The organism is Paraburkholderia sp. CNPSo 3281, from assembly GCF_024206515.1.
Classification (GTDB): domain Bacteria; phylum Pseudomonadota; class Gammaproteobacteria; order Burkholderiales; family Burkholderiaceae; genus Paraburkholderia; species Paraburkholderia nodosa.
Genome location: NZ_JAMBPS010000004.1, coordinates 127,490 through 149,768, shown reverse-complemented (window position 1 = coordinate 149,768; position 22,279 = coordinate 127,490). Strand labels below are relative to the sequence as shown.

Sequence of the window (22,279 nt, the reverse complement as noted above, 5' to 3'; positions counted from 1 at the left end):
GCTTTCCGGACGCGAGCGGCCCCTCACGCTGTCACGCCACCATCACCATTCTCGAGCTGCGCATCAACCCAATAGTCATCGTATGGACGGCTTGCTGATTGGACCGGCAACACGCAGGCAGGCGCTCTTCGCCAGCGTATGCGCGTTTGCGATCCTCCTCACGCTCGCGCTCGCGGCGCCGCATGCGCGCGACACTTTGCCCGGCATCGCCCCGTTCATGCCGATGTGCGCGCTCACGGTGTTCACCACGTCGAGCATCGCGGCATTCCTGCTGGGCGCGCGTTTCGCGGCTACGCGCGTGGCCATGCTCGCCGCGCTGGGCGGCGCCTACGCGTTCACGGCCATTACCGTTGCGCTGCAGCTATTGATGTTTCCTGGCGTGTTCGCGCGCACGGGGCTGCTCGGCGCGCTCCCGCATAGCGCGGCATGGATGTGGGTGTTCTGGCACGCGGGCTTTCCCGCGCTCGTCATCGTGGCCGAACTGGTGAGAAAGCGCCTGCCCGCCCCGCCGTTCGCCCGCGAACGTCTCGACGCACGCGGCTGGCTGCTGATCGCAGGCCCGGCGGCAGTCGCGGCCCTGCTCGGCGTGCTCGTCACGCACGTCGATCTCGCCGCGCCGTTTCGCGACGTTGCGAACGCTGCGCCGGCCGCTGCTTCCTCGCCGACGTCGGCCATCGCGAACAATCTCGCGGGCTTGGTGATTTGCGCGCTCAACCTGATCGCCATCGCACTCGTGCTGCTCAAGGGACGGCTGCGCCTCGTGCTCGATTTGTGGATCGTGGTGGCGCTGCTCGCCTCGCTCGTCGACGCCGCGCTCAATACGCTCAGCATCGAGCGCTTCACGGTGGGCTGGTATGTCGCGCGCGTGTTCAGCATGTTCGCGCCTGGCGTGCTCGTGTGCGTGCTCGTGTGGGAAGTGACGGCGCTCTATCGCCAGCTCGCCGAAGAGCACGCCACGCTGATCCGCGCCTCCGCGCGCGATGCGCTCACGCGGGTCTACAACCGCAGCTATTTCGACGAGCAGTTTCGCCAAGCCTTCGAGCGCGCCGCGCGCAGCGGCCAACCGCTCTCGCTCGTGATGCTCGATGTCGATCACTTCAAGCACTACAACGACGCCTTCGGCCATCTGCACGGCGACGCCTGCCTCGGCGCCGTAGCGGGCGCGCTCGCCGCCACGCTTACGAGCACGCTGCACGCGCCAGGCGGCTTCGTCGCGCGCTATGGCGGCGAAGAATTCGCGCTCGTCCTGCCCGATACCGGAGCGGACGAAGCCGCGGCGCTCGCCGAACGCGCACGCGCCGCCGTCGAGCAGCTCGGCATTCCCTCTCCCGCCGCAGGCGGCCTCGTCACGGTGAGCGCTGGCTGCGCCACGCGCGACGCGATCGTTGCGTCGTCCCCCAATGCGCTGATCGAAGCCGCCGATGCCGCGCTGTATGCGGCCAAACACGCCGGCCGCAACCGCGTGAGCCACACAGGTGCGAGCATCGCGTAAAGCGTGCCGATTCGTTGCCGCTTGCGTTGGCATAAGCGGCATTGCGAAGCGCGGCATTGCCATAAGCGCAACGCATTTGGGTTTCAACCAGGTGCTTCCATGTCAATGCATCAATAAAGTGCGTGCTATGGCCTGTATCGGCATTTGCATACGTCGCGCGCAACCCATGCAAAGACATCGACGCAGGCACATTTTGCTCCCTACACGCTTTCAAAATGTAATGAGGAATCGGGATGTCCATTGAAAAATCGGCGGAAATTGCCGCCCGCTTCGACCGGCTGCCGCCGTCGCGCACAGTCTGGTCGATGGTGATCCTGCTGTCGCTCGGCGGCGTATTCGAGTTTTACGACCTCTTCTTCACGGGCTATGTCGCGCCCGGCATGGTGCATTCGGGTCTTTTCACACCGGAATCGCTCGGCTTCTTTTCCGCACTCGGGCCGCTCAAGGTGGCCGGCTTCGGCACTTTCGTGTTCTCGACCTTCGCCGGGCTGTGGGTCGGCGCGCTCGCGTTCGGCCAGGTCGCTGACCGGTTCGGGCGGCGCATGATCTTCACGTGGTCGCTGATCTGGTACATCGTCTGCACGGCGATCATGGCGTTTCAGACAAGCGGCCAGGCGCTCAATATCTGGCGCTTCATTGCCGGCATCGGCATTGGCATCGAGCTCGTGACCATCGACACGTACATTTCCGAGCTGATCCCGAGCGGGGAGCGCGGCCGCGCCTATGCGGTCAACCAGTTCATCACGTTCAGCGTGGTGCCCGTAGTCGCGTTTCTCGCCTATATCCTCAAGGACTCGCATCCTATTGGCCTCGACTACTGGCGCGTGGTGATCCTGATCGGCTCGGTGGGCGCGGTGGTGGTGTGGTTCCTGCGCCGCAGTATTCCCGAAAGCCCGCGCTGGCTCGCGCGCAATGGCCGTGAGGACGAAGCGGAACGCATCGTTGCCGACATCGAGCGGCGCGTTGCCGCCGAAACGGGCACGGCTTTGCCGCCGCTCGGGGCGATCTCACTTGAAAAGGCCGGGCGCGGCTCGCTTGGCGAAATATTGCGTGCGCCGTATTTGCGGCGCACGGTGATTCTGTCGATTTTCAACATGGCGCAGGTGATCGGCTTTTACGGCTTCGCCGCATGGGTGCCGACGCTGCTGATCGCCCGAGGCGTCCATATCACGCAAAGTCTTGCGTACGCCTTTGTGATTGCCATCGCCAATCCGTTCGGACCGCTGATTGGCGTGTGGTTCGCCGACAAGCTGGAGCGCAAGACGCAGATCGTCGGCGGCCTCCTCATCATGGCGATCGTGATTACGCTATTCGCGCAAGCCACGCAGCCGTGGGTGCTGATCGTGCTGGGCGTGCTGTTCACGCTCGCTTCGAACGTGATGTCCTACGCCTATCACGGTTATCAGGCCGAGCTTTACCCTACGCGTATCCGCGCTCGCGCCGTCGGCTTCGTGTATTCGTGGAGCCGCATTGCCGCCGCGTTCGCGGGGCTCGCCATCGGCATCCTGCTCCATCATTACGGTGTGCCTGGCGTAGCGGTGTTCATTGGCGCTTCGATGGTCGTGGGCATCGTGATGATTCTGCTTGGGCCGGTGACGCGCGGGCTCTCGCTCGAAGCGATCAGCCATTGAGTGAGGCGATCGTCAAAACAGGACGTGCGATTTGACGATCATTTGTACGGCTGCGGCCAGCACGCACACGAGCACGACCACGCGAAACGCGAGCGGATGCAGGTTGTCGCGCAACGGTCGAATCAGCAGCATGCCCGCGATGGCGGGCACGCTGGCCGCCGCCGAAATCGCGAGATCGACGAGATTGGCTTGCGCGCCGTGGCTGAACGCCGTGATGAGCGTGATGACCGAAACGACGAGAATGATCGCAATCTGTTTTGTGAAGGCGCGGCCCGTGGCGCCCGAGGCGATCAGATACATGGCGAGCAACGGCCCCGGCACGGCGGCGATGCTCTCCATGAGCGCCGCCCCAAAGCCGAGCACGAAACCCACAGGCTTTGCGAGCGCAGGCGCGAGTTTGAAACGCGGCGAGACGAGCAAAAGCAACGCCGCCACGATCAACGCCACGCCCGAGGCCGCCTGGGCATGATGCGGCTCCAGCGCGATCAGCACCGACACCCCAATCACATTGCCGATTACGGTGCCAATCAATGGCGCCGCGATATTGCGCACGGTAGGCAGCATTTCGCCCCCCTCCAGCGCCTGCGGAATATTGCCGAGAATGATCGGCATGGACAGCAGCAGCACCGCTTCCTTGACCGGCAAAAAATGCGTGACGATGGGCATGGCCACGAGCGGCACGCCAATGCCGGTCACGCCCTTCACCATACCGCCCAGCAAGAGCGCTACCGCAATGCCGAGCAATTGAAGCAGGTCGAGCGACTGCAGATGGGGCGCGAGAAGGCCCGAGGATAATGAAAGGCCGGACATCGGTGACAATCAGGGCAATAGGCGTGCGTCGTTTCGCGCCGCTCATGTGAAAGTGGCCGCGGGCGTCGAAACGCGGGCGCGGCCACCGGTTCGCAAGCGAATATCGCTTATGCGCTTTTCTCAGCGGCTTTATTAAGCAGCCGCTGCGGCTTGTGCCGGCTTTGCGGCAGTTCTACGGCCTGCCGTTTTACGCGCCGCCCGTTTTGCGGGTGCGGCTTTCTTCGCGGGCGCGGCCTTGGCGCGCTTCGCCGCGGTCTTTTTCACCGCCGCCGCATTGGCGCGCGGTTTGCGTGCGACCTTGGTAGCGGCCTTCGTAGCGACCTTTGCCGCGCTGCCGTCGATCAGGAATTTCGAACGGTCTTTCACGTCGCGAATCCATGCCGGCGCACGGCCGCGGCCCGTCCACGTGGCGCCCGTTTTCGGATCGGCGTATTTGGCTGCAACAGTGCGCTTTGCACCGGCGGCTTTGACGCCTTTACCAGGCTTGCGGCCGCGCTTCTTGCCGATAAAACGGTCGATGTCGGCCACGCTCAGGCCATGTCTGGCCATCAGATCGCGAATTTTCGTGAGACCGACCGACGCTTGTTTTTCCACGATCGATTCAGCCTGCTTTTGCAGCTTTGCGATCTTCGATTGAATTGCATCCAGGGTGACCATTCACACCTCCTTATTCACGGTTTTTACGGACACCCTTCAACCGTCACTGGCCGATCGAATTGCGATCTTGTTGGCCGGGGCGTCGCGAAAGACAAGGTGATTATGAAGTCAAATTACGCATGCTGGCAAATTTAAACGAATGTTTTGTAGTGGAAAACATGTTTCCTGATCAGACTATTGATCATTCTGCAAACAAAGTCCTCATGAATTTTCATTGAGCAACATTCGCACCGCTACGCAACGGCAGGCGCGCGCTGCAATTCGACGACATTGACCTGCGCGCCAAATATCTCGCGAATCATGGGCAAAAGGTGATCGTGGTGCGTGAGAAACAACACCTGGGTTTTCGCGGAGAGATTCCGTAATGCCGCGAAACCGGCCTTTGCGCGCTCGTCGTCGAAATTGATGAAGAGGTCGTCGGCAACGAAGGGCAGCGCCGCCTTGTTCACCAGTTGCAATTCGAGGGCCGCGATGCGCAGCGCGAGAAAAAGCTGGTCGCGCGTGCCTTCACTCATTCCACTCACTTCCACGGTTTTGCCATTGCTGCGGCGCGCATGCAATGCGGGCGGATTGCGTTCGTTATCCACTACGAGCCTCGCGAAATCACCGAGCGTGAGTCCGCTGAATATTTCACCCGCGCGACGCAGCATCGGCCCCTGCTTCTGGTCGCGATAGCGATCCGTTGCCCATTTGAGCAGGCGGCTCGCAGTCGCGGCTTCGAGATATTGCTCCGCGGCTTCGCCCATTGCGCTCAGGGCTTCCTGGCGCTTTGCTTCGGCGAGCGCGGCATTGGCCTGGCCGTTGATCGCGTCGAACGCCTGCCTCGCGCTCACCTGTTGCTGCAGGCACTCGCTCAACGCGCGCTCGCCGGTTTCGCGTTTCTGGTTCACGGTTGCGAGCAGCGCGGGCACCTCGGTGATGGGTTGCTCCGCGATCTCCGCTGCGATGGCCTCCTGCGCAAGGCCGTCGCCTTCGCGCACGAGCGTGTCCCGCGCCGCCGAGATCGCTTTCGACAGCGCGCGGCGCGCGTCAGAACGCTCGGCGAGCGGCAATGCCGCGTCGATTTCGTTTGCGCCCGCGAGCCTCAGAATGGGTTCGATGCGCGCCTGTGCGCCCGCCACCGCCGCGGCGGCATCGGCTACGCGCGTGCGGGCAACCTGCACGTCGGCATCGGCCTGGGCGAGGGTTTTCGCCGTTTCGCGCGCGGTAGCGAGTCGCGCTGCAAGCTGACGCGTCACGTCAATGCCATCGCTCGACGCGGGCCAATCGGGCGCGAGCACCTCGGCGAGGCGTCGCGCGTCGGTTTCCAGCATCGCTAATTGTGTGCGGATCGCACGAATGCGGTTGCGGGGTGCTTCGGCGTCCGAAAAAGCGGCTGCAATGGCATTGGCGAGTTCAACGGCGCCTTCCGCCGCCGCGAGCGTTGCCGCGCGCGCGCCGAGATTCGCTTGGGCGAGCGCCTCGCGCCATTGCGTCTGCCACTTTGCATAGGCATCCTGTTCAATCGTCAAACGGGATTGCGCAGCTTCGCTCGCGCGTTCGGCGTCGCGAATGTGCGCTTCGAGACCTTCGCGCTGCACGGCGCTCTTTTGAGCCGATTGCACGACGGTGTCCGCCATGCCGATCAATGTCGTCAGCGCATCGTCTTCATTCGCCTGCGCCACGGGGCGCAAGGTTTCGAGTAGCGCCGCATGCGCGGCGATGCGCGCCGCTCGACGCGCTTCAAGCTCGCTCGCGCGGCGATCGCTTTCACTCTGTGCATTGAGTGCCGCTTCGCGATTCGCGAGCCACGCGCCCATATCCGCAAGCGGCATGCCAGGCAGTTGCGCGTCAATGGCAATTTGCGTCCAGGTGTTGCGAAAGGCTTCGAGTTCGCGCTCGCGTTCGCGTAATGCTGCCAGCTTGCGCTGCGCATTCGCGCGCGCTATTTCGACTTGCTGACGCAAATTCTGCAATGTGGCCGCCGCCTGCGAAGTGCCGAGTTGCGCGTCGACGAGTTCGTCGGCGAGGCGCATCGCGTCGTCCACGGCAGGCGCACCATCCGCGAGACTGACGCGCGCCGCCTTGACTTCGTCCCACGCACTATCGCGGCGCGTACGCGCCGCCTGGACTTGCGTGGTCGTGACAACCTTGTTGCCCTGCGTGAAATGCGTCTCCTGCAGTTCGAAACGCTCGACATCTTCTTGCGCGGCCGCGGCCGCTTCTCGCGCTGCGGCCACCGCGCTCATGCGCTCGCTTTCTTCCTTTTGCAGGGCGGCCAGGCGCGTGGCCGATGGCAGGTCGAGCGCGCGCAGCGCTGCCACCGGCTTGCTCCACTGGCCCAGTAGTTGGCATTTCTCTTCAACCGTGCGCTGCGCATCCGCCAGTTCGCGCTCGAGCGCGCTTTCCTTCGTCACGCTGTTGCGGAATTCGCGTGCATCGTCGAGCGCGGCGTGCAACGCATGCGGCACGTCGATGCCGGGCAGGCGCACAAGCTGCTCCTGCAGTTGTGCGAGCTTGCGCGTCTGTTCGTCATGTGCCTCGCGCGCCGTCGTGAGCGCCTGCTCGCGAAGACCGTGATCGCGCAGCAGGTTCGTCACCGTCTTCAGCGCGAGCGCGCCCGGCAACGCCGCGCGCAATGCGGCTTCGTCATCCGGCCAGCCAAGCTGTGCCGCAGCCGCGAACGCGGCGTCGAGATGGTTGCGGATCTCGGTTTCACGCACCAGCAATTCGCGCGGATGATTGACGCATTCGCCGCGCAGCGCGTCGAGCGCGTCGATTTCAGCGGCGAGCGCAAGTGCCGCACGATCGGGCTCGATCGCATCACGTGACGCTTCTTTGCCGGCTAGATCGGCCTGGCGCGCTTCCTGCACTTTGCGCTCGGCGGCAATGTCGGCTTGCGCCTTTAACAGATCGGCATGCGCGGTGGGCGGTAAATCGACGACCTCGCCCAATGCGGCCAACTCGTTCTGCTTGAGCGAAAGCTCTTCTATATAGGGAGCGAGGCGGCGCACGCGTTCGAGCTTCGAGCGCTGCGACTCGAGGCTGCGCTGCTCGGCGCGCAAATGCTCGATAGCCTGTTCGACCGTTTCGAGCGCGTCTTTCTTCTCGACCCAATCGCGCGTGCGCACCTGCGCGGCCTTCAGTTCGCTCGTTGCCTCGGCGAACGACGTTTCCGCTTGTGCGTACGCACTGCCGCTGCGTCGTGGAGCCCAAAGTTCGGCCGCGCGATTCTCGAGCTCCTCGCGCACGGGCCCGAGGCTCCCCACACCCGCCGCCGATTCGAACAACACCTGGCCGAGCTTGTCCGATGCGTCGAGAATGCTGCGCCCGCCTTCAACGAGCCGCGCATGATCGAGGCCAAACATCTGCTCGAAGAACTCCTTGCTCGTGCCATCGAGAAATGCGGCGAGAAAGTCGTCGGGCAGTTTGTCGTCTTGCGGGGAGCGCAGCGAGTTGCGGCCGCGCGCGCGATGAAATCGTTGCTCGGCCGCGCCGTTTTCCAGCACGCCGCCAATGCGCAGTTCCGGCGTGTTATGGAGAAAATCGAGCGGCGTTTGCAGGCGCATGCCGAACAACAACTCCGAAACAGCGGTCCGCACTGTGGACTTGCCCGCTTCGTTCGGCCCCACGATGACGTGGAAATCGTGCGCCGCGTGGGGAAACGGCAGGGTCGTATCGGTGAACTTGCCGTATTTGATTAAATCGAGTTGCTTGAGACGCACTGGTCATTCTCCCGTGGAAAGACGCGCAAGCAGCGCGGGGCCGACCTGCTCCACCAGCGCGGCGAGTTTGCTCTCGCGGGCGAGTTCGAGCAGTGGCGCGTCTTCTTTCACTTCGCTGCGCACCTTGCCGACGAAGGCGCGCAAATCGCGTTCGAGCAGCGCGAGAAATTCGGCGTCTTGCGTGGCGGCTTCGAGTAGCAGTTTGAGATCGGCGAGCGCTTCGATCTGCTCGTTCTGTGCAGCAGCCGTATCGGCCGCGCTCGTTTCGAGCCTGACCTTTTCCAGCCACAGCTTGTCATTGCCGATAATGCCGATCTGGTTGAGCACTTCCGCGCGCAGTTGCGTAGCGCGCCCGAAAAAGAGTCCATGTGCCGGCGACTTGCCCGTCACCGTCACGCGCACCGCGCGCGGCACGTGCGCGTCTACGGACAGCAGCATTTCGAGCGCAGCGCCGATCTTGCGCGACAGATCCGCGACGCTTTCGCAGTCGCTCGCATCGACACGCACCGACTCCCAGCGCAGCACGTCGAGATAGAGACGCTCGACCTCCGTGCGGCCGCCCTCGACGTTCACGAGTACGGCGCCCCGGCGTCCCGTTTCGCGGATGTGCCGGCCCTGCAGATTGCCGGGGAATACGATGGTCGACTCTTCCGCCCACTGCTGAAATTCGTGGACGTGGCCGAGCGCCCAGTAGTCGTAGCCCTTCGCGTGCAATTCGGAACGCGTGCATGGCGCGTAGGTCGCGTGCGCGGCATAGCCTTCGAGCGCGGAATGGAGCACACCGATGTTGTAGTAACCGGAAACCGGCGATGGGTAGCCCACGGCGAGATTCTCCACCACGACCTTGTCCTTGAAGCTCTGTCCATGCAGCGCCACCTTGATGTCGTCCAGCGCGTGGGTTTCAGGCTTGCGATGATTGAACACCACCACGTTGTCCGGCAATGTGAGCTTCCTGGTCATTTCGCTTTCCGCGTCGTGGTTGCCCCACAACGCGAAGACGCGAATGCCGGCCTTGCGCAGACGTCCCATCTGCTGGCCGAAGAAGATGCCGGTGTTGTGGTCCTTCCAGTCGCCGTCGTAGAGATCGCCGGCGATGACGACGAACGCGACCTCTTCTTCGATGGCCCGATCGACGAGCAGGCGCAACGCCTCCCGCGTGGCATTGCGCAATTGGGCGACCGGCGCATCGGGATAGGCGCTCAGGCCATGTAGCGGGCTGTCGAGGTGTAGGTCTGCCGCGTGGATGAACTTCACGACGTGTCCTCTATTGTGTTTGCGGGCGCCGGATGGAGAAAGGGCGATTGCTGTTTGATCGCGCGAACGGCAAGTGACGCGCGCTGGCGATTTGGGCATGACTGTGAGCCCGGATCGCGAAGCCCTGGAGTGGGGCTCGGCAATGGGGCCCAATTTTAATCGACGCGGATGGGTCGGATTCGGGTAATGTCGTGCGTCGAGGGTGAAGCGCTGCTTCGCACATCGCATCGCCCTAAGTTCGAAAACTACAAAATACGTAGTGAAATATACGATTAGTGCCGATGAGGTGGGCTTTAGCTCGTTGGCCACCCTTCTGATCGTGTTTCGGGGTCGGAGAGCCGTTATACGCGTGAAACAAGTACTAGAATTTGGATTGTTTCAGGCATAAAACGCCCGTGGGATAAGAGTTTCGCCGATTTTTCAGTTTAGAGAGAATTGTTTCACGCCAGTTGATGGCTTTCTGAGGCAGGATCGGCGCGACGCGCCGTTTAGCTTTCTGCGATGGTGCTGTTGTTCTCCTCGTTTAGGTCGATGTGCGGTTGGCTCGCCTATCTGAGGTGCTCGGCTCCTCTGCTGTATATCCTCGATGTTGGCGCGCCGATCGCTACTTTGCTTTCTCGTTTTAGGTGGCCGGAGCACTGGGCGCGCGTCCTACGTTGCTCGCCTCGTCCTCGGTGGCACTGAACGGATTTGTCGGTTAGTTGCATTTGCGATACCCGGCTGTTGAACGGATGAAGGGGATTTATACAGTGACGAGCAGTCGTGCTCCACTGTCGCTTGCCGGCTGAGGAACGAGTAACCGCACGAGCTCAGCACAGGAGCGCGGAGATCAAGCGCCGTGGTACGTCACCGTGACGAGCGGTACTACCCCGCTCCCACGCCGAACACAACGGGCTCGCCTTTGACCTGCAGGCTATCCATCCTGTCACCCGCTTGCCTGCCGGTCCTCCCGAAAAGAAGCGTCGCATGAGAATGACTGGGCGGCGCTGCTTCGGCTATGCCGGAGGCAATCGGGTTGGAATCTCAATGCAAAGCGCAAGCGACGGATGCGAGGACATGGTGCGGCCCGTCGCCGTCAAGACGTCGGCTAAACGGGCGGACTGCGCCCGCACACCGATTCGGCATCAACGCAAAGCGTGAAATTCGTTGTGGCGCGTGGGGCGGGCGCTCATTGCCGAGAAGGTGTCAGGGCGAATCAAGATCGGCGTTGTTCGAAAGCCATGCCTCCAGGCCACGTGGATGGGTCTCCGTCCTGGCGATTCGCGGGGCAAACCAGGAGTTGGCACATCGTGGCGGTTGGTGCATGCGGCACTCAGCAACTGCAAGTTATGGGTGTGGCCGGTACATCGTTCGATGTAGCCCACTGGACCATGCAATGGCCAGGCCCCCGCCTATTGCCAGCAGCACTTGTTCTTTAGGAGGCGATGCCGAATATGGCGCCTCTCCAATTCTTCAAAGCGGCTTGATCTCGGCCGGCGGTGTGTCGAGCGGCACACGGGCGCGCTCGATACGAGGCACGCGCTGTCTACGCTGATTGCAACCGAGGCGGCCGGCGCTGGAGACGTCTGCGCGAGCGGATCGCTTTTTCACACGTGGGGGGGCAAGCGCTTTGGACGTATTCGCTTCCTCACGAACCGCGCACGCCACCGATCTGGCATGTCCCAGATCACAGTCGCCTGAGGCCACTGCTGCGGGGAGCCAACGACCGTGTGTCGATTCGACACACCGCCTCTGCCAGCTAATCAGCACCGGCGCGATGGATCATGGTCCCGCGCACCGCACGATGTGTGCAGCCGGGGAGATGAGCTTATGCCTTGTTTTCGTTCTGCCGCCGATGAGGCGAGTCTTGGATCGCGATCCCCTCAGGCGACGACGGCGAGGAAGCAGCGACAGTGTGTCGACTCGACACACTGATCCGGGCGGCAAGTCAGCTGGAGACCGAACAGGCGATGGATCGCCCTCTCGCTCTTACACACAGCACGATGAACGCGCTGGGGAGATGACCTCACCCCATGCGCACTATCGTGCGTCCCATGGCTCTCGCGGTTTGCAGCCACGGTCCGCGTGTGTCGACTCGACACACGAGCCACGTCGACGAGCACAACGCCTTGATACGCCGGTCCCTACAACCAACCCTCGACGCCCTGGCCAGAACTGGAATCCGCGCGCCACGCACAGCATTCTCATAGCCCACACCTTCCCGCCACGACTCACCTTGCCCATGTGTCGACTCGACACACGCTCATCCCCCGCACGCCCCTCTCGTCCGCCGAGCGGCTGTGTGTCAACTCGACACACAATCTAACCCGCAAAAAGAAAAAGCCCGCCGAAGCGGGCTCCCATCTCCATCAACAACCTCAAGAATCAGCCGGGTTTCACATTGAACAGCTGACTAATCAGCTCCCGGATTTGCGTTTCCTGGGCATCCGACAACACGCCCGTCTTGAGCTTCACCGTAAAGCTGTTGGTGTCTTTGGTAATGCTGCCGGCGTGGCTCTTGCCCGAAAAAATCTTCTCGATGCTGCGCTCGGATACGCTTTCGGTCGACTCCCCCCGACTGGCTTGCGCTCCGATCGCTGCGGCCAGCTTGCCTTGATCCAACGTCCGGCCGACCACGGCCGGCCACAACTCGCGCGCTGCCGAATGACCCGCTGAGCCGAACTTCTTGATTGCCGAAACAACCTCGTCAGCGGCCGACCCGCCGAGCAGACGCGGATTCAAATCAAGATCGCGTCGGATGAAATCCGGCAGATTTTCAAAGGCCAAGAACCGGTACAGGCCTTTGCGCGACATTCCCAACGCCTCGGCCATGCGCTTGCGCGTCGGAAACTCCCGTTCGGCGCGACGCAGCGATTGCCCAATCTCGTAATCGGTGAGGTCTTCGCGGCCAACGTTTTCCACGAGCGCGAGCACTGCCATGTCCTGATCGGAGCACTCGATCACGGAGGCACGAATGTCCTGCGCCTGAATCAGGGCGTGCGCACGAAGACGTCGTTCGCCGGCGATCAGCTGATAGCCGTTCTCCGCACGGCGCACGACGATCGGCTCGATAAGCCCGACTTCACGGATCGATTCGGCTAACGAGGCAAGGCCCTCGTCGCTGAAAATCTTGCGCGGCTGCCACGGGTTCGGCTGAATCGCGTTCACCGGAAGCGTGAGCTTGTCACTCGTGTTCTCCAGTTCCTGGATGCGCTGCTGCGCCACCGCCAACGCGCCGAGCATGCCGGGCCCGGTCTTGAACGCGCTGCTGCGGCGCGGCGGTTCGGCCGGAGCGACGGCTGCGGGCCGTTCGGCCGCTGGCCGCTCCGACGACGAACCGAGTTCACGGGTCTTCGCCGCCATCTTGTCGCGGAATGAACTCACTTGCCGGCCCTCCATTGTTCTACGTAGAGATCGTCGATCCACTGTACGTAATCAGTCAGCGGCTGACGCACGCGCGCCACCGTCTTGTCAGCGAGGTCTCCCTTGCTGATGTCGAACACGGTAGCCATGGCGAGTGCGCCGTTACTCATCGCGGAGCTGGCCGGCACCTCGAGCGCGTTCACCCAGTCCTTGTAAGTCCGCTGCACCCATGAGCGCACGACCGGTGCCGACGACGTCTTGCCGTAGTCGACCTTGGAAAGCAGGACGGAAACGAAGTCGTACGTCTTCTCGTCGCCGCGTTCCATGATCGTGTGCGCGAGGTCCGAAAACAGGCTCCAGAACGAGACCGAGCTGATGAAGTCCAGGCTTTCGGGCACGAGCGGCATGACCATGGCGTCGGCGGCCATGAGCGCGTTGATCGTGAGATAGGACAGCGACGGCGCCGTATCCAGAATGATGTAGTCGTATTGCTTGCGCAGCACCTCCACCCCCTGGCGCAGCAGATCCCAGAACTTGAACCCCGGGTTCTTGATCACGGTACCGGGAATATGGAACTCCGCGGAAAACAGCGTGGGGTGCGCAGGAATGACGTCAAGCCCGTCCCAGTAAGTTTCCTGCACAAAATTCAGCAGACCGCCTTCCATATGCGGGTCGTAGATGAACGGCAGGACCGTGCTATCCTCAGTCACTTCCTTTTCGGCGTACAGACCGCAGAGTTCCGTCAGCGACGCTTGCGGATCCAGGTCGATTAGCAGCACCTTGCGGCCACGCAAGGTCAGGCCTTGGGCGAGACACATGGTCGTGGTCGTTTTCGTCGAGCCGCCCTTGAAGTTGGCAACGAGAATCACCTTGCCGTCGGCATCGCGCACGCCGGTATGGAGCGGTGTCTGATAAATATCGGAAACCTGCTGGACCCAGGTTCGCGCTTCGGGCAGGGTGAAGACCCGGCTGCGCCCGGACCCCTGTGCCACGCCTTGCGGGAGGCCCTCGCGGGTGGCAAGCAGGTTGTTCAGTTTGATGCGATCAATGCCGCACATCTCTGCGACCTGAGCGGACGTGAATGTGGGCGCCATCTTTCGCGGCCGCGGCGCCAGCATCATCTCCCGAAGCTCTTCAGATAGACGACCGGCCTCTTCTGCAAATTCAGTGATCGCGGAAAGATCCACACGTCGATCGATCGACGGCAATTCGATAGTTTTCGCCATTAATACGCTTTTTATCAGAATTTGGATAAAGCGTAGAATACAGCAAAAGCGTATGAAAACACACTAATTGAGGGCGATATGAAAAAAAAATGACCCTTCAAAACGCCCTGTGTTGCCCTCGTTGGACATTCCCAAGGGCAAAGTACCAATGAAACTGGCAACGTCACCTAGGCCTCTGTAGGCCCTTTCCCTCCGGCATGCCTGTTTTTTTTGCAAATCGCCGGGGCCAGAGCACTTCACAGCCACTACGCCGGTCGAGGTTTTTGTGCAAATCCGGCTGCGGAACTTTCCGTGCTGGCTTTATCGCTCGCATGCGCCTCGCGCAGTCACGGTTTTTGTGCAGTTCGGGCGGCTGATCTCCCAGCACGCTCGAATCTGGCGGCCGGGTAACGATTTTTGTGCTTCCAGATTTCTGCTACCCAGCCTGGCCGGCCACAATTGCACAAAAACCGTTACCGTGCTCGCTGAGAAAGGCTTGCGGCGCGCGCCCTGCCACCGGATTGCACAAAAACCGTTACCCGATTTCCTTAGCGCGCCCCAGTACAGCCGCCATTTCACTATCTCCAGGCGGTCCTATTCGACCGGGACGTGCCTCCCCACGCCAAAGTTGCACAAATTTCGTTACCTCACGCAGACGGCAAACAACCAGGCTATCGCACCGCGACCGCACAATAATCGTTACCTCCAGCGTCGGCTTCCAGGATGTGCACAAAAAACGTTGCTATCACGGCGTCGCTCGCCCGTGCACAAAATCCGTTGCCTTGCGTTCCTCGCGCCGGAAAGTCCACCCCTGAGTAGCGCCCCACCGATCTCCGTCATCGCATTCGGTTCAATCCTGGATCGTCAATCGACGTTCTGCACAGAAACCACTTCCATAGACCCCCGGAACTGCACAGAAATCGTTACCTTTCCGCGGGTTTCGGCGGGCGAAGGCCAGATTGAGCTCAGGCGTCCCAATGCTGGGAGCCTTTACACGCGGGGCTTCGAAGCTAATCCACCTTGAATTCCCTGACTGCATCGCGAGACGCAACACGTCAAATTTCGCGTTGAGCATCTTTTTTGCGAGCGGTTTGTTTGTTTACTTAAAGATAAAAACTCACCAACCAACTAACGTACGCATGCATTTTCTTTCATTTCAAACACTTGCTCTGCGAAAGCACCGTTCTATGTGCGCACTGCACCAGTTTATGTGCACCCAGGTGCCGTTTTATGTGCCGTTGTTGTAGAGATATTTGTGCGATCAGGTACGTTTTTTGTGCGCGAGCCGAATTCCATGGCTGTTTGAGGTAACGTTTATTGTGTTGACTTGTGTTTGCGGAGTGATAGAGTGCCCGCCAATGTCGACGGGGAGAGCGGGCGTATGTCGGAGGAGAGCGGGCGAAGGACTACAACACTGCAGATGTCGCTGGGTCTCTTTGAGGAGATGTCCGGCCAGCCGATCAATGAGAGCACGCGGGAGATCGGTTTTCAGCGCAACAACGTGTTCGTCGCCATCAATGGGCTTGGGCTGTCTTCGCGCCGTTTCATCGACGCCGCCTATTTCATTGCCGCCCAGGAACCCGCGCCGCGCGACATCTACGACGTCGACCTGAACTACTTCAAGTGGCTCATGCGCTATGAGAGCCGCAACGTGCGCCATTTGCAGAGCGTCATCAAGGAAGCGCAGCGCGTGCTGATCGAGGTGACCGACACGCCGCCCGACCGCGCGCCGAGCGAAGACGACCAGTGGATTTCCGAGCAGCTGATGGGCAGCGTCAAGATCGGCAAGGGGCGCATCCAGTTCCGCATCCCGCCGCTCATGCTGCGCCACATCACCGGGCCCGACAAGCATCACTGGCTGAACCTGTGCATCACGGCGTCGTTCTCGCAAACCTACGCGCGCGCGATCTACGACTACGTGTTGCCCTTCGTGGCGGCCGGTTTGACCGACTGGATCGAGCTCGACGTCATGCGGCGCTGGCCTGGCAAACTCGGTACGAGCGCGTCGGAGTTCAAGCATTTCCGGCCCAAGTATCTCGATCCGGCAGTGCGCCAGATCAACGAGCTATCGGACATCGACCTCAGCTACGAAACCCGGGCCGACTCGGAAACCTCGCGCAAAATCAACAAGATCCGTTTCCGGATGAAGCGCAAGGACACGGTCGCCGCGCTGCTCTCCCGGCAGCCGGACGCGCATGACCTGCTGCTCACGCTCAAGGATGAGTTCGGCCTGAGCAACAAGCAGTTCGACGTGATCGCCGAGCATCGCATGAGCTGGACCGACGAGCGCATCCAGCAGGCCATCGAATACACGCGTTTCCGGCTCAACCAGGGCAAGGTGACCAAGAGCCCTGCGGGCTATCTGATGAAGGCGCTGAGCCACGACTGGCAGGTCTCGGAGGCCGAGCGCAAGATGGTGGCGATCCAGAGCGAGCTGGCCGTGGCCGCGACCGCTCAGGAGACCGCCAGGACGGTGGCGACCACGGCGGTGAAGCAGAGCATCGCGGCGCGCGACGAAGAGGCGCGCTCGCAGCGCAACGAGGAGGTCAAGCAAGGCCGCGAGCACTTCGAATCGGCCGACGAGAAGACCCGCAAGGAGCTGGTGCGGCTCTACATCGCCTCGCAGGCCGGCAAGCTCATGCTGCGCCGCCTGAAGCTCGAGGCGGGGGCGCTCTCCGACATGAATATCCTCAACCACTCCGATCTGTCGTGGTACTTCGGGCAATTCGTCTACGGGAAGATGAAGCAGCTTGCCGCGCAGTGAGTGTCTTCAATACGCTTGACGGCTGATATGCTGGTGGGCGTATTGCGGCCCTCCCTGCAGCCCGTCACTGCCTCCCGCGCTTACGCGGCAGAAAATATCCAGTCGATCAATGGGTTAGGGCACTCGTTCCTGGCGTTCTCCACAAGCTTGTCAACGAAATCTGTGGGTAACTCTCGCCACCGTGGCTCATTGATCTAACCAAGGCGCTTCGGCGCTCGAGCACATGAGCGCCGAAGCATCTCGTGAGTCATCCCCTGTGATTTTTTCAGAGCGGCATGTCAGCAAAGTTCGGCCTTGGTCTAGCTGGGCAGACTTTGGTTGACACCGCACTGTTTCACGATGGCGACGTCAATCTCGCTCCGCATAGTGTCGTGGTTTTGAAGGTCAAGACGAACCAGGTCGATAAATTCTCTGCCGGCACCTACGATTTATATGCGGGCGCATTCATGCGGATGGAAGCCATCGGAATCCGGTCCAGTCCGCTCTATGTCGATTTCCATTCGGACTACAAGAACCCCACCCGCATCACGTTCGACCGCGACTACCCCTCGACACCCCAGGAGCGCGAGCAGTGGGAAGCGATGCACAAGGCAGAGATGTCCTGGCAACCGGTCAAGCCAGGGCAGACCTTTTCCGAAGACGGCCTGTACCGCGCCGTGCGTACTGACAACGGCCATCGCGGTCTGTTGCTGGTGGCGACCACCGGGCGCGTGACGATGGACGCGGGAGCTGCCCGATGTCACCTTTCCCCCACGCGTCGCCCGAAAACCCTTATGCGACAGGGGGTTGGTGCGGTTGGACGGGAGTTGTCGCCAGCCTTGCCAACAAAATCTCTGGGTAACTCGAACGCCAGCCGCAAACCCGCGCAGACATAAAAAAGGGAAGGCGCAGTGCCTTCCCTTTCTTCACGAAGCGACGACGCCTTACTTCTTCTCGTCGTTCAGCTGCGGCAGCGTATAAGCGGCGCCCGGCGCGAGCAGGCCGACCTTCGAGTACACACGCAGCTTCTCGCGCGTGTCGGTGATGTCGAGGTTGCGCATCGTCAGCTGGCCGATACGGTCGCGCGGCGAGAATGTCGAGGCGACCTTCTCCATCGACAGACGCTCCGGCTGATACGTGAGGTTGTCCGACTTCGTGCTGAGGATCGAGTAGTCGTTGCCGCGGCGCAGTTCGATCTTCACTTCGCCGGTGATGGCGCGCGCCACCCAGTGCTGGGCCGTTTCACGCAGCATGATGGCTTGCGGGTCGAACCAGCGGCCCTGGTACAGCAGGCGGCCCAGACGGCGGCCGTTCTCGCGATACTGCTCGATGGTGTCTTCGTTGTGGATGCCCGTCACAAGGCGCTCATAGGCGATGTGGAGCAGCGCCAGACCCGGGGCTTCGTAGATGCCGCGGCTCTTCGCCTCGATGATGCGGTTTTCGATCTGGTCGCTCATGCCCAGACCGTGACGGCCGCCGATCCGGTTTGCTTCGAGCAGCAGTTCCACGGCGTTCGGGAAAGTCTGGCCGTTCAGCGCGACCGGCTGGCCTTCCTCGAAGCGGATCGTCACTTCTTCGCGGTCGATCTTGACGTCGTCGCGCCAGAACGCCACGCCCATGATCGGGTTCACGATCTTGATGCCGCTTTCCAGGCTTTCGAGGTCCTTCGCTTCGTGGGTTGCGCCGAGCAGATTCGAGTCGGTCGAATAGGCCTTCTCAGCCGACATCTTGTATTCGAAGCCCGACTGGCGCATGAACTCCGACATTTCCGAGCGGCCGCCCAGTTCGTCGATGAACTGCTGGTCGAGCCACGGCTTGTAGATCTTCAGGTCCGGATTGACGAGCAGGCCATAGCGGTAGAAGCGCTCGATGTCGTTGCCCTTGTAGGTCGAACCGTCGCCCCAGATGTTGACGCCGTCTTCCTTCATCGCCGCCACGAGCATCGTGCCCGTCACAGCGCGGCCAATCGGGGTCGTATTGAAGTACGTCACGCCGGCCGTCGAGATGTGGAACGCGCCGCACTGGAGGGCGGCGATGCCTTCCGCCACGAGCTGCGCGCGGCAGTCGATCAGGCGTGCACCGGCGGCGCCGTATTCGGTCGCGCGGCGCGGGATCGAATCGTAGTCGTCTTCGTCGGGCTGGCCCAGGTTCGCCGTATAGGCGTAAGGCACGGCGCCCTTGAGCTTCATCCAGTGCAGCGCGGCGCTGGTGTCGAGGCCGCCGGAGAAGGCGATACCGACCTTTTGGCCGGTCGGAAGGCTTTCAAGAATTGTGCTCATGATGAGAAAGAACCCGGTAGAACGAGAATGCGGAAGGAATTCGGTCGAATCGTCAAGTATGTTGTATCCCCGGCCTTTCGGCAAGCCTGGCGGGGAGGCAAGCCTGGCGGGGAGGGCCACAGGCCCCGTTCGACGCGGCACCCGCGCTAATAAAAGGGGGCCAAGCGAGGGCCCGCGCTCAGCGCAGGCTGTCCCAGGCCGCTTCGATCGCATGCAGGGCGCCCATCACGATCGAACGGTTCAGCGCCGCGGCCAGCACCCCGTCGCGTTCGGCGTAGGCCTCGCACAGCCGCTGGTGGTCGGTGCAGGAACGCTGCAAGCGGCCCGGCAGCGAGGTGCTCAGGTGGCGCAGGCGGTTCGTGCGCATGCGCATGGAGTCCAGCACCTCCTTGAAGATGCCGTTGCGGCTCACGCGCAGTTCCTCGTCGCGAAACGCGACGTTGGCCCAGAAGTAGCCGTCCACGTCACCTTTGGCCGCGACTTCGGCCAGCTTGCCATGCGCGCGCCACAGCGCGGCGATGTCCTCGTCCGTCGCATGCTCGACGATCGCGAGCGACACCTGACCGTAGAGCAGGGTGCGCAGCCCGTAGATCTCGCGCACTTCCTTTAACTGCATGGCGGCCACGCGCGGGCGGCGGCGCGGCGACCAGTCGACGAGTCCTTCGCGCGTGAGCGCGAAAAGCGCCTCGCGCACGGGCGTGCGGCTTACGCCGAAGCGTTTGGCGAGATCGACCGAATTCAGGTCGTCGCCGGGACGCAGCCGGCCTTCGATGATGCCGCGCGCCACCCAGTCGACGATCTCGGCCACGCTCGACTGCTCGCCCGTTTCCGGGGCGGCCATTGCGCCGACATCTTCATCCATGCGCATTCCCCTGAGGCGCCGCGACCGGGCGCAGCGCCGCAGATTGTAACAAATCCAGTACCAGCTTCGCCTTCGAAGTCGCACGCCAGCTATTCAAGTGTATACACTAAGGCGAGAATATCACCGTTCGAAGCGAAGAATCGCCATATAGTGAATCTAACTGTCGACACTAAAAGATAATTCAATCGGCTACCCGTCAGGCAAGGAGACGCCATTTACATGGGAACTGAGATTGCCGGCTCAACGCACGTCGAGGCGAGCGTCTCGGCGCGGCTCGACCGGCTGCCGCCCACGCGGTACTTCCGCGGGCTCGTCGCGCGCATCGCGGTGGGCGGATGGTTCGAGTTCTACGAAATGTTCATGGCGGCCTATATTTCGCTGGGCCTCATCCACAGCGGGCTGTACCGCGCCACCACCGCTGGCCTCTTCGATGTGAACGGCTTCGCCAGCTTTCTCGGCTCGTTCTTCGCGGGCATGTTCGTCGGCACGGTGGCGCTGGGCGGCGTCACCGACCGCTTCGGGCGGCGCATCGTGTTCACGTTCGCCATGCTGACGTACTCCGTGGCGAGCTTCATCGCCGCCTTCCAGCATTCGCCGCTGGGCATGCACGCCTGGCGCTTCGTGGCGGGCGTGGGCATCGGCATGCAACTCATCACTGTCGACACTTATATCTCCGAGCTCACGCCGCGCGATGCGCGCGGGCGCTACACGGCGTTCAGCATCTTCGTCATTCTCACTTCGGTGCCCGTGGTCGCGGTTATCTCCTATGCGCTAGTGCCGCGCACGTTCCTCGGCATGGAAGGCTGGCGCTGGGTGATGATCATCGGCGCGGCCGGCGCGGTGTTCATCTGGTTCATTCGCCACGGCTTGCCGGAATCGCCGCGCTGGCTAGAGAGCAAGGGGCGTGTGAGCGAGGCGCGCCAGATCGTCGACGAGATCGAGCGCAGCCGGGTGAGTTCGATCTTTGTCGGCTTCTGGGTGGCGGCGCTGCTCAAGCACTACGGCGTGCCCGCGGTGTTCCTGCTGATCTCGTCGGCCATGGTCGTGATCGTCGTGGCGGTTGGCGTGTGGGGGCCGAAAACCAACGGTGTACCTCTAGAGGAGTTGTCGCAATGAGTGGTTCCATCGCCGCCGCATTCGCGCAGGGCTTGTATGCGCTGGCACAGCGCCCCTTGCCCGCCGATGTCCTGAAGGAAGCGAAGCGCTCGTTCATCAACGTTGCAGGCACAACGATCGGCGCCTGCATGCATCCGGGCGTGGAGGCGATACTCGCTACCGCGCGCGATCTCGGCGCCGCACATGCGGCGGGCGTGCTGGGCCGCACGGAGCGCATCGACGTGCATTTCGCCGCGCTGGCGAACGGCTTCGCCGGCCACCTCGACGATTTCGACGATACGCATCTTGCCACCGTGATCCATCCCGCCGCGGCCACGCTCGCGGTGCTCACCGCGCTCGCGCCGCAAACGCAGCCCACCGGCGCTCACTGCGTTCGCGCTGGGCTGCGAGGCGCAATTGCGCGTGGGCGTGGCGATCTCGCCTGAGCACTACGACCGGGGCTGGCATATCACGGGCACGTGCGGCGTGATTGGTTGTGCGGTCACGGCGGCGCTCTTGCTCGGCCTCGATGAAGTCAAACTTAAGGAAGCCGTATCGATTGCCGCCTCGATGTTCGTCGGGCAGCGCGAGGCATTCGGCACCATGACCAAGCCTTTTCATCCCGGCAAAGCAGCTGCCAATGGCATCGACGCTGCGCGGCTCGCCCAGCATGGGCAGCGCGCCGCAGAGGACATCTTCGAAGCGCCGGGCGGCTATGCGAGATCGCTCTCGACGAAGGTGGAGTTCGAGCGCATGAACGGCGATTTCGGCGAGCGCTGGGAGCTTTTGTTCAACACCTACAAACCGTATCCGTGCGGGATCGTCGCGCATCCTGCGATCGATGCTGACCTCGCGATTGCGGATCGCATTGCGGATGCCAGTTCGATCGACGCGATCGTGCTGCGCTGCCATCCGCTCGTACCGGAATTGATGGGCAATCCACAGCCGCAAGACGGCCTGCAGGCGCGTTTCAGCGCGATCCATGGTGTGGCCGCCGCACTCGCGCTAGGCGAAGCGCAGGGCGCCATCCGGCGCGGCGCTCGTACGTGCCGTCGCGCTCGGTTACGACACGGCGTGCCGGCGAACGCCAGACGCGCTATGCGATCTCGTACGCGGCGCAACAGGTGTCGGGGTTATGGAGCGGGGTGAAGGATCGCGACCACATCGAACGTGGCCGACCTGCGGCCATTGTTCACGGCGTGATG

General features: G+C 62.2%; 14 protein-coding genes and 1 pseudogene. 7 read left to right on the top strand and 8 right to left on the bottom strand.

The features are described 5' to 3' along the window. Positions 1-82: 82 nt before the first annotated feature. Positions 83-1,492, top strand: coding sequence for a diguanylate cyclase domain-containing protein (locus M3I56_RS06575; RefSeq protein WP_254353070.1), 1,410 nt, complete (start codon positions 83-85; stop codon positions 1,490-1,492). A gap of 305 nt (positions 1,493-1,797) precedes the next feature. Beyond that, positions 1,798-3,123, top strand: a complete 1,326-nt coding sequence (locus tag M3I56_RS06570) for an MFS transporter (RefSeq protein ID WP_254353233.1) — start codon at positions 1,798-1,800, stop codon at positions 3,121-3,123. A gap of 12 nt (positions 3,124-3,135) precedes the next feature. Here M3I56_RS06570 and M3I56_RS06565 read toward each other — a convergent pair whose 3' ends face one another. The 6 genes from M3I56_RS06565 to M3I56_RS06540 form a co-directional block, all read right to left on the bottom strand. Beyond that, positions 3,136-3,933, bottom strand: coding sequence for a sulfite exporter TauE/SafE family protein (locus M3I56_RS06565; RefSeq protein WP_254353069.1), 798 nt, complete (start codon positions 3,931-3,933; stop codon positions 3,136-3,138). Positions 3,934-4,065: 132 nt separating this feature from the next. Beyond that, a complete protein-coding gene (locus M3I56_RS06560) occupies positions 4,066-4,461 on the bottom strand; it encodes an H-NS family nucleoid-associated regulatory protein (RefSeq protein ID WP_375541685.1) in 396 nt (131 codons plus the stop codon). A 362-nt stretch (positions 4,462-4,823) separates the two neighbouring features. Then, positions 4,824-8,294: a YhaN family protein gene (locus tag M3I56_RS06555; protein ID WP_254353068.1), complete on the bottom strand. Its 3,471-nt coding sequence runs from the start codon at positions 8,292-8,294 to the stop codon at positions 4,824-4,826. Between the two features lie 3 nt (positions 8,295-8,297). Continuing rightward, the gene (locus tag M3I56_RS06550) at positions 8,298-9,548 is read right to left on the bottom strand and encodes a DNA repair exonuclease (RefSeq protein ID WP_254353067.1); all 1,251 of its coding nucleotides are present in this window, start codon (positions 9,546-9,548) and stop codon (positions 8,298-8,300) included. A 2,364-nt stretch (positions 9,549-11,912) separates the two neighbouring features. Next, complete coding sequence (locus M3I56_RS06545; protein WP_254353066.1) at positions 11,913-12,911, bottom strand: ParB/RepB/Spo0J family partition protein; 999 nt, start codon at positions 12,909-12,911, stop codon at positions 11,913-11,915. After that, complete coding sequence (locus M3I56_RS06540) at positions 12,908-14,116, bottom strand: AAA family ATPase (protein ID WP_028208684.1); 1,209 nt, start codon at positions 14,114-14,116, stop codon at positions 12,908-12,910. The genes M3I56_RS06545 and M3I56_RS06540 overlap by 4 nt, the downstream gene beginning before the upstream one ends. 1,360 nt (positions 14,117-15,476) lie before the next feature. Here M3I56_RS06540 and M3I56_RS06535 point away from each other — a divergent pair. Continuing rightward, complete coding sequence (locus M3I56_RS06535) at positions 15,477-16,859, top strand: replication initiation protein (protein ID WP_254353065.1); 1,383 nt, start codon at positions 15,477-15,479, stop codon at positions 16,857-16,859. Between the two features lie 275 nt (positions 16,860-17,134). Further along, the gene (locus tag M3I56_RS06530; protein ID WP_254353064.1) at positions 17,135-17,734 is read left to right on the top strand and encodes a hypothetical protein; all 600 of its coding nucleotides are present in this window, start codon (positions 17,135-17,137) and stop codon (positions 17,732-17,734) included. A 48-nt stretch (positions 17,735-17,782) separates the two neighbouring features. Here the strand turns inward: M3I56_RS06530 and argG are convergent, their stop codons facing one another. Together argG and M3I56_RS06520 are read right to left on the bottom strand one after the other, a co-directional pair. Further along, positions 17,783-19,117, bottom strand: a complete 1,335-nt coding sequence (gene argG / locus M3I56_RS06525; RefSeq protein ID WP_069263475.1) for an argininosuccinate synthase — start codon at positions 19,115-19,117, stop codon at positions 17,783-17,785. A gap of 178 nt (positions 19,118-19,295) precedes the next feature. Continuing rightward, positions 19,296-19,979 (bottom strand): GntR family transcriptional regulator, encoded by a 684-nt coding sequence (locus M3I56_RS06520; RefSeq protein ID WP_254353063.1) that lies wholly within the window; start codon positions 19,977-19,979, stop codon positions 19,296-19,298. A gap of 219 nt (positions 19,980-20,198) precedes the next feature. Between M3I56_RS06520 and M3I56_RS06515 the strand changes: the two genes are divergently transcribed. The 3 genes and pseudogenes from M3I56_RS06515 to M3I56_RS41530 all read left to right on the top strand — a co-directional run bounded on the left by M3I56_RS06515 (position 20,199) and on the right by M3I56_RS41530 (position 22,223). Next, the gene (locus tag M3I56_RS06515) at positions 20,199-21,095 is read left to right on the top strand and encodes an MFS transporter (RefSeq protein WP_254353062.1); all 897 of its coding nucleotides are present in this window, start codon (positions 20,199-20,201) and stop codon (positions 21,093-21,095) included. Beyond that, positions 21,092-21,764, top strand: a pseudogene (locus M3I56_RS41535) (MmgE/PrpD family protein); the annotation flags it as partial. The gene M3I56_RS06515 and the pseudogene M3I56_RS41535, both read left to right, overlap by 4 nt. Before the next feature lie 63 nt (positions 21,765-21,827). Beyond that, the gene (locus M3I56_RS41530) at positions 21,828-22,223 is read left to right on the top strand and encodes a hypothetical protein (protein WP_375541687.1); all 396 of its coding nucleotides are present in this window, start codon (positions 21,828-21,830) and stop codon (positions 22,221-22,223) included. Positions 22,224-22,279: the final 56 nt, after the last annotated feature.

What these genes read in the sequence shown, in the direction of transcription:
- M3I56_RS06575 (WP_254353070.1), top strand. Translation starts at nt 83, where the DNA reads ATGGACGGCTTGCTGATTGGACCGGCAACACGCAGGCAGGCGCTCTTC.
- M3I56_RS06570 (WP_254353233.1), top strand. Translation starts at nt 1,798, where the DNA reads ATGGTGATCCTGCTGTCGCTCGGCGGCGTATTCGAGTTTTACGACCTC.
- M3I56_RS06565 (WP_254353069.1), bottom strand. Translation starts at nt 3,933, where the DNA reads ATGTCCGGCCTTTCATTATCCTCGGGCCTTCTCGCGCCCCATCTGCAG.
- M3I56_RS06540 (WP_028208684.1), bottom strand. Translation starts at nt 14,116, where the DNA reads ATGGCGAAAACTATCGAATTGCCGTCGATCGATCGACGTGTGGATCTT.
- M3I56_RS06535 (WP_254353065.1), top strand. Translation starts at nt 15,477, where the DNA reads ATGTCGGAGGAGAGCGGGCGAAGGACTACAACACTGCAGATGTCGCTG.
- M3I56_RS06530 (WP_254353064.1), top strand. Translation starts at nt 17,135, where the DNA reads ATGTCAGCAAAGTTCGGCCTTGGTCTAGCTGGGCAGACTTTGGTTGAC.
- argG (WP_069263475.1), bottom strand. Translation starts at nt 19,117, where the DNA reads ATGAGCACAATTCTTGAAAGCCTTCCGACCGGCCAAAAGGTCGGTATC.
- M3I56_RS06520 (WP_254353063.1), bottom strand. Translation starts at nt 19,979, where the DNA reads ATGGATGAAGATGTCGGCGCAATGGCCGCCCCGGAAACGGGCGAGCAG.
- M3I56_RS06515 (WP_254353062.1), top strand. Translation starts at nt 20,199, where the DNA reads ATGGGAACTGAGATTGCCGGCTCAACGCACGTCGAGGCGAGCGTCTCG.
- M3I56_RS41530 (WP_375541687.1), top strand. Translation starts at nt 21,828, where the DNA reads ATGAACGGCGATTTCGGCGAGCGCTGGGAGCTTTTGTTCAACACCTAC.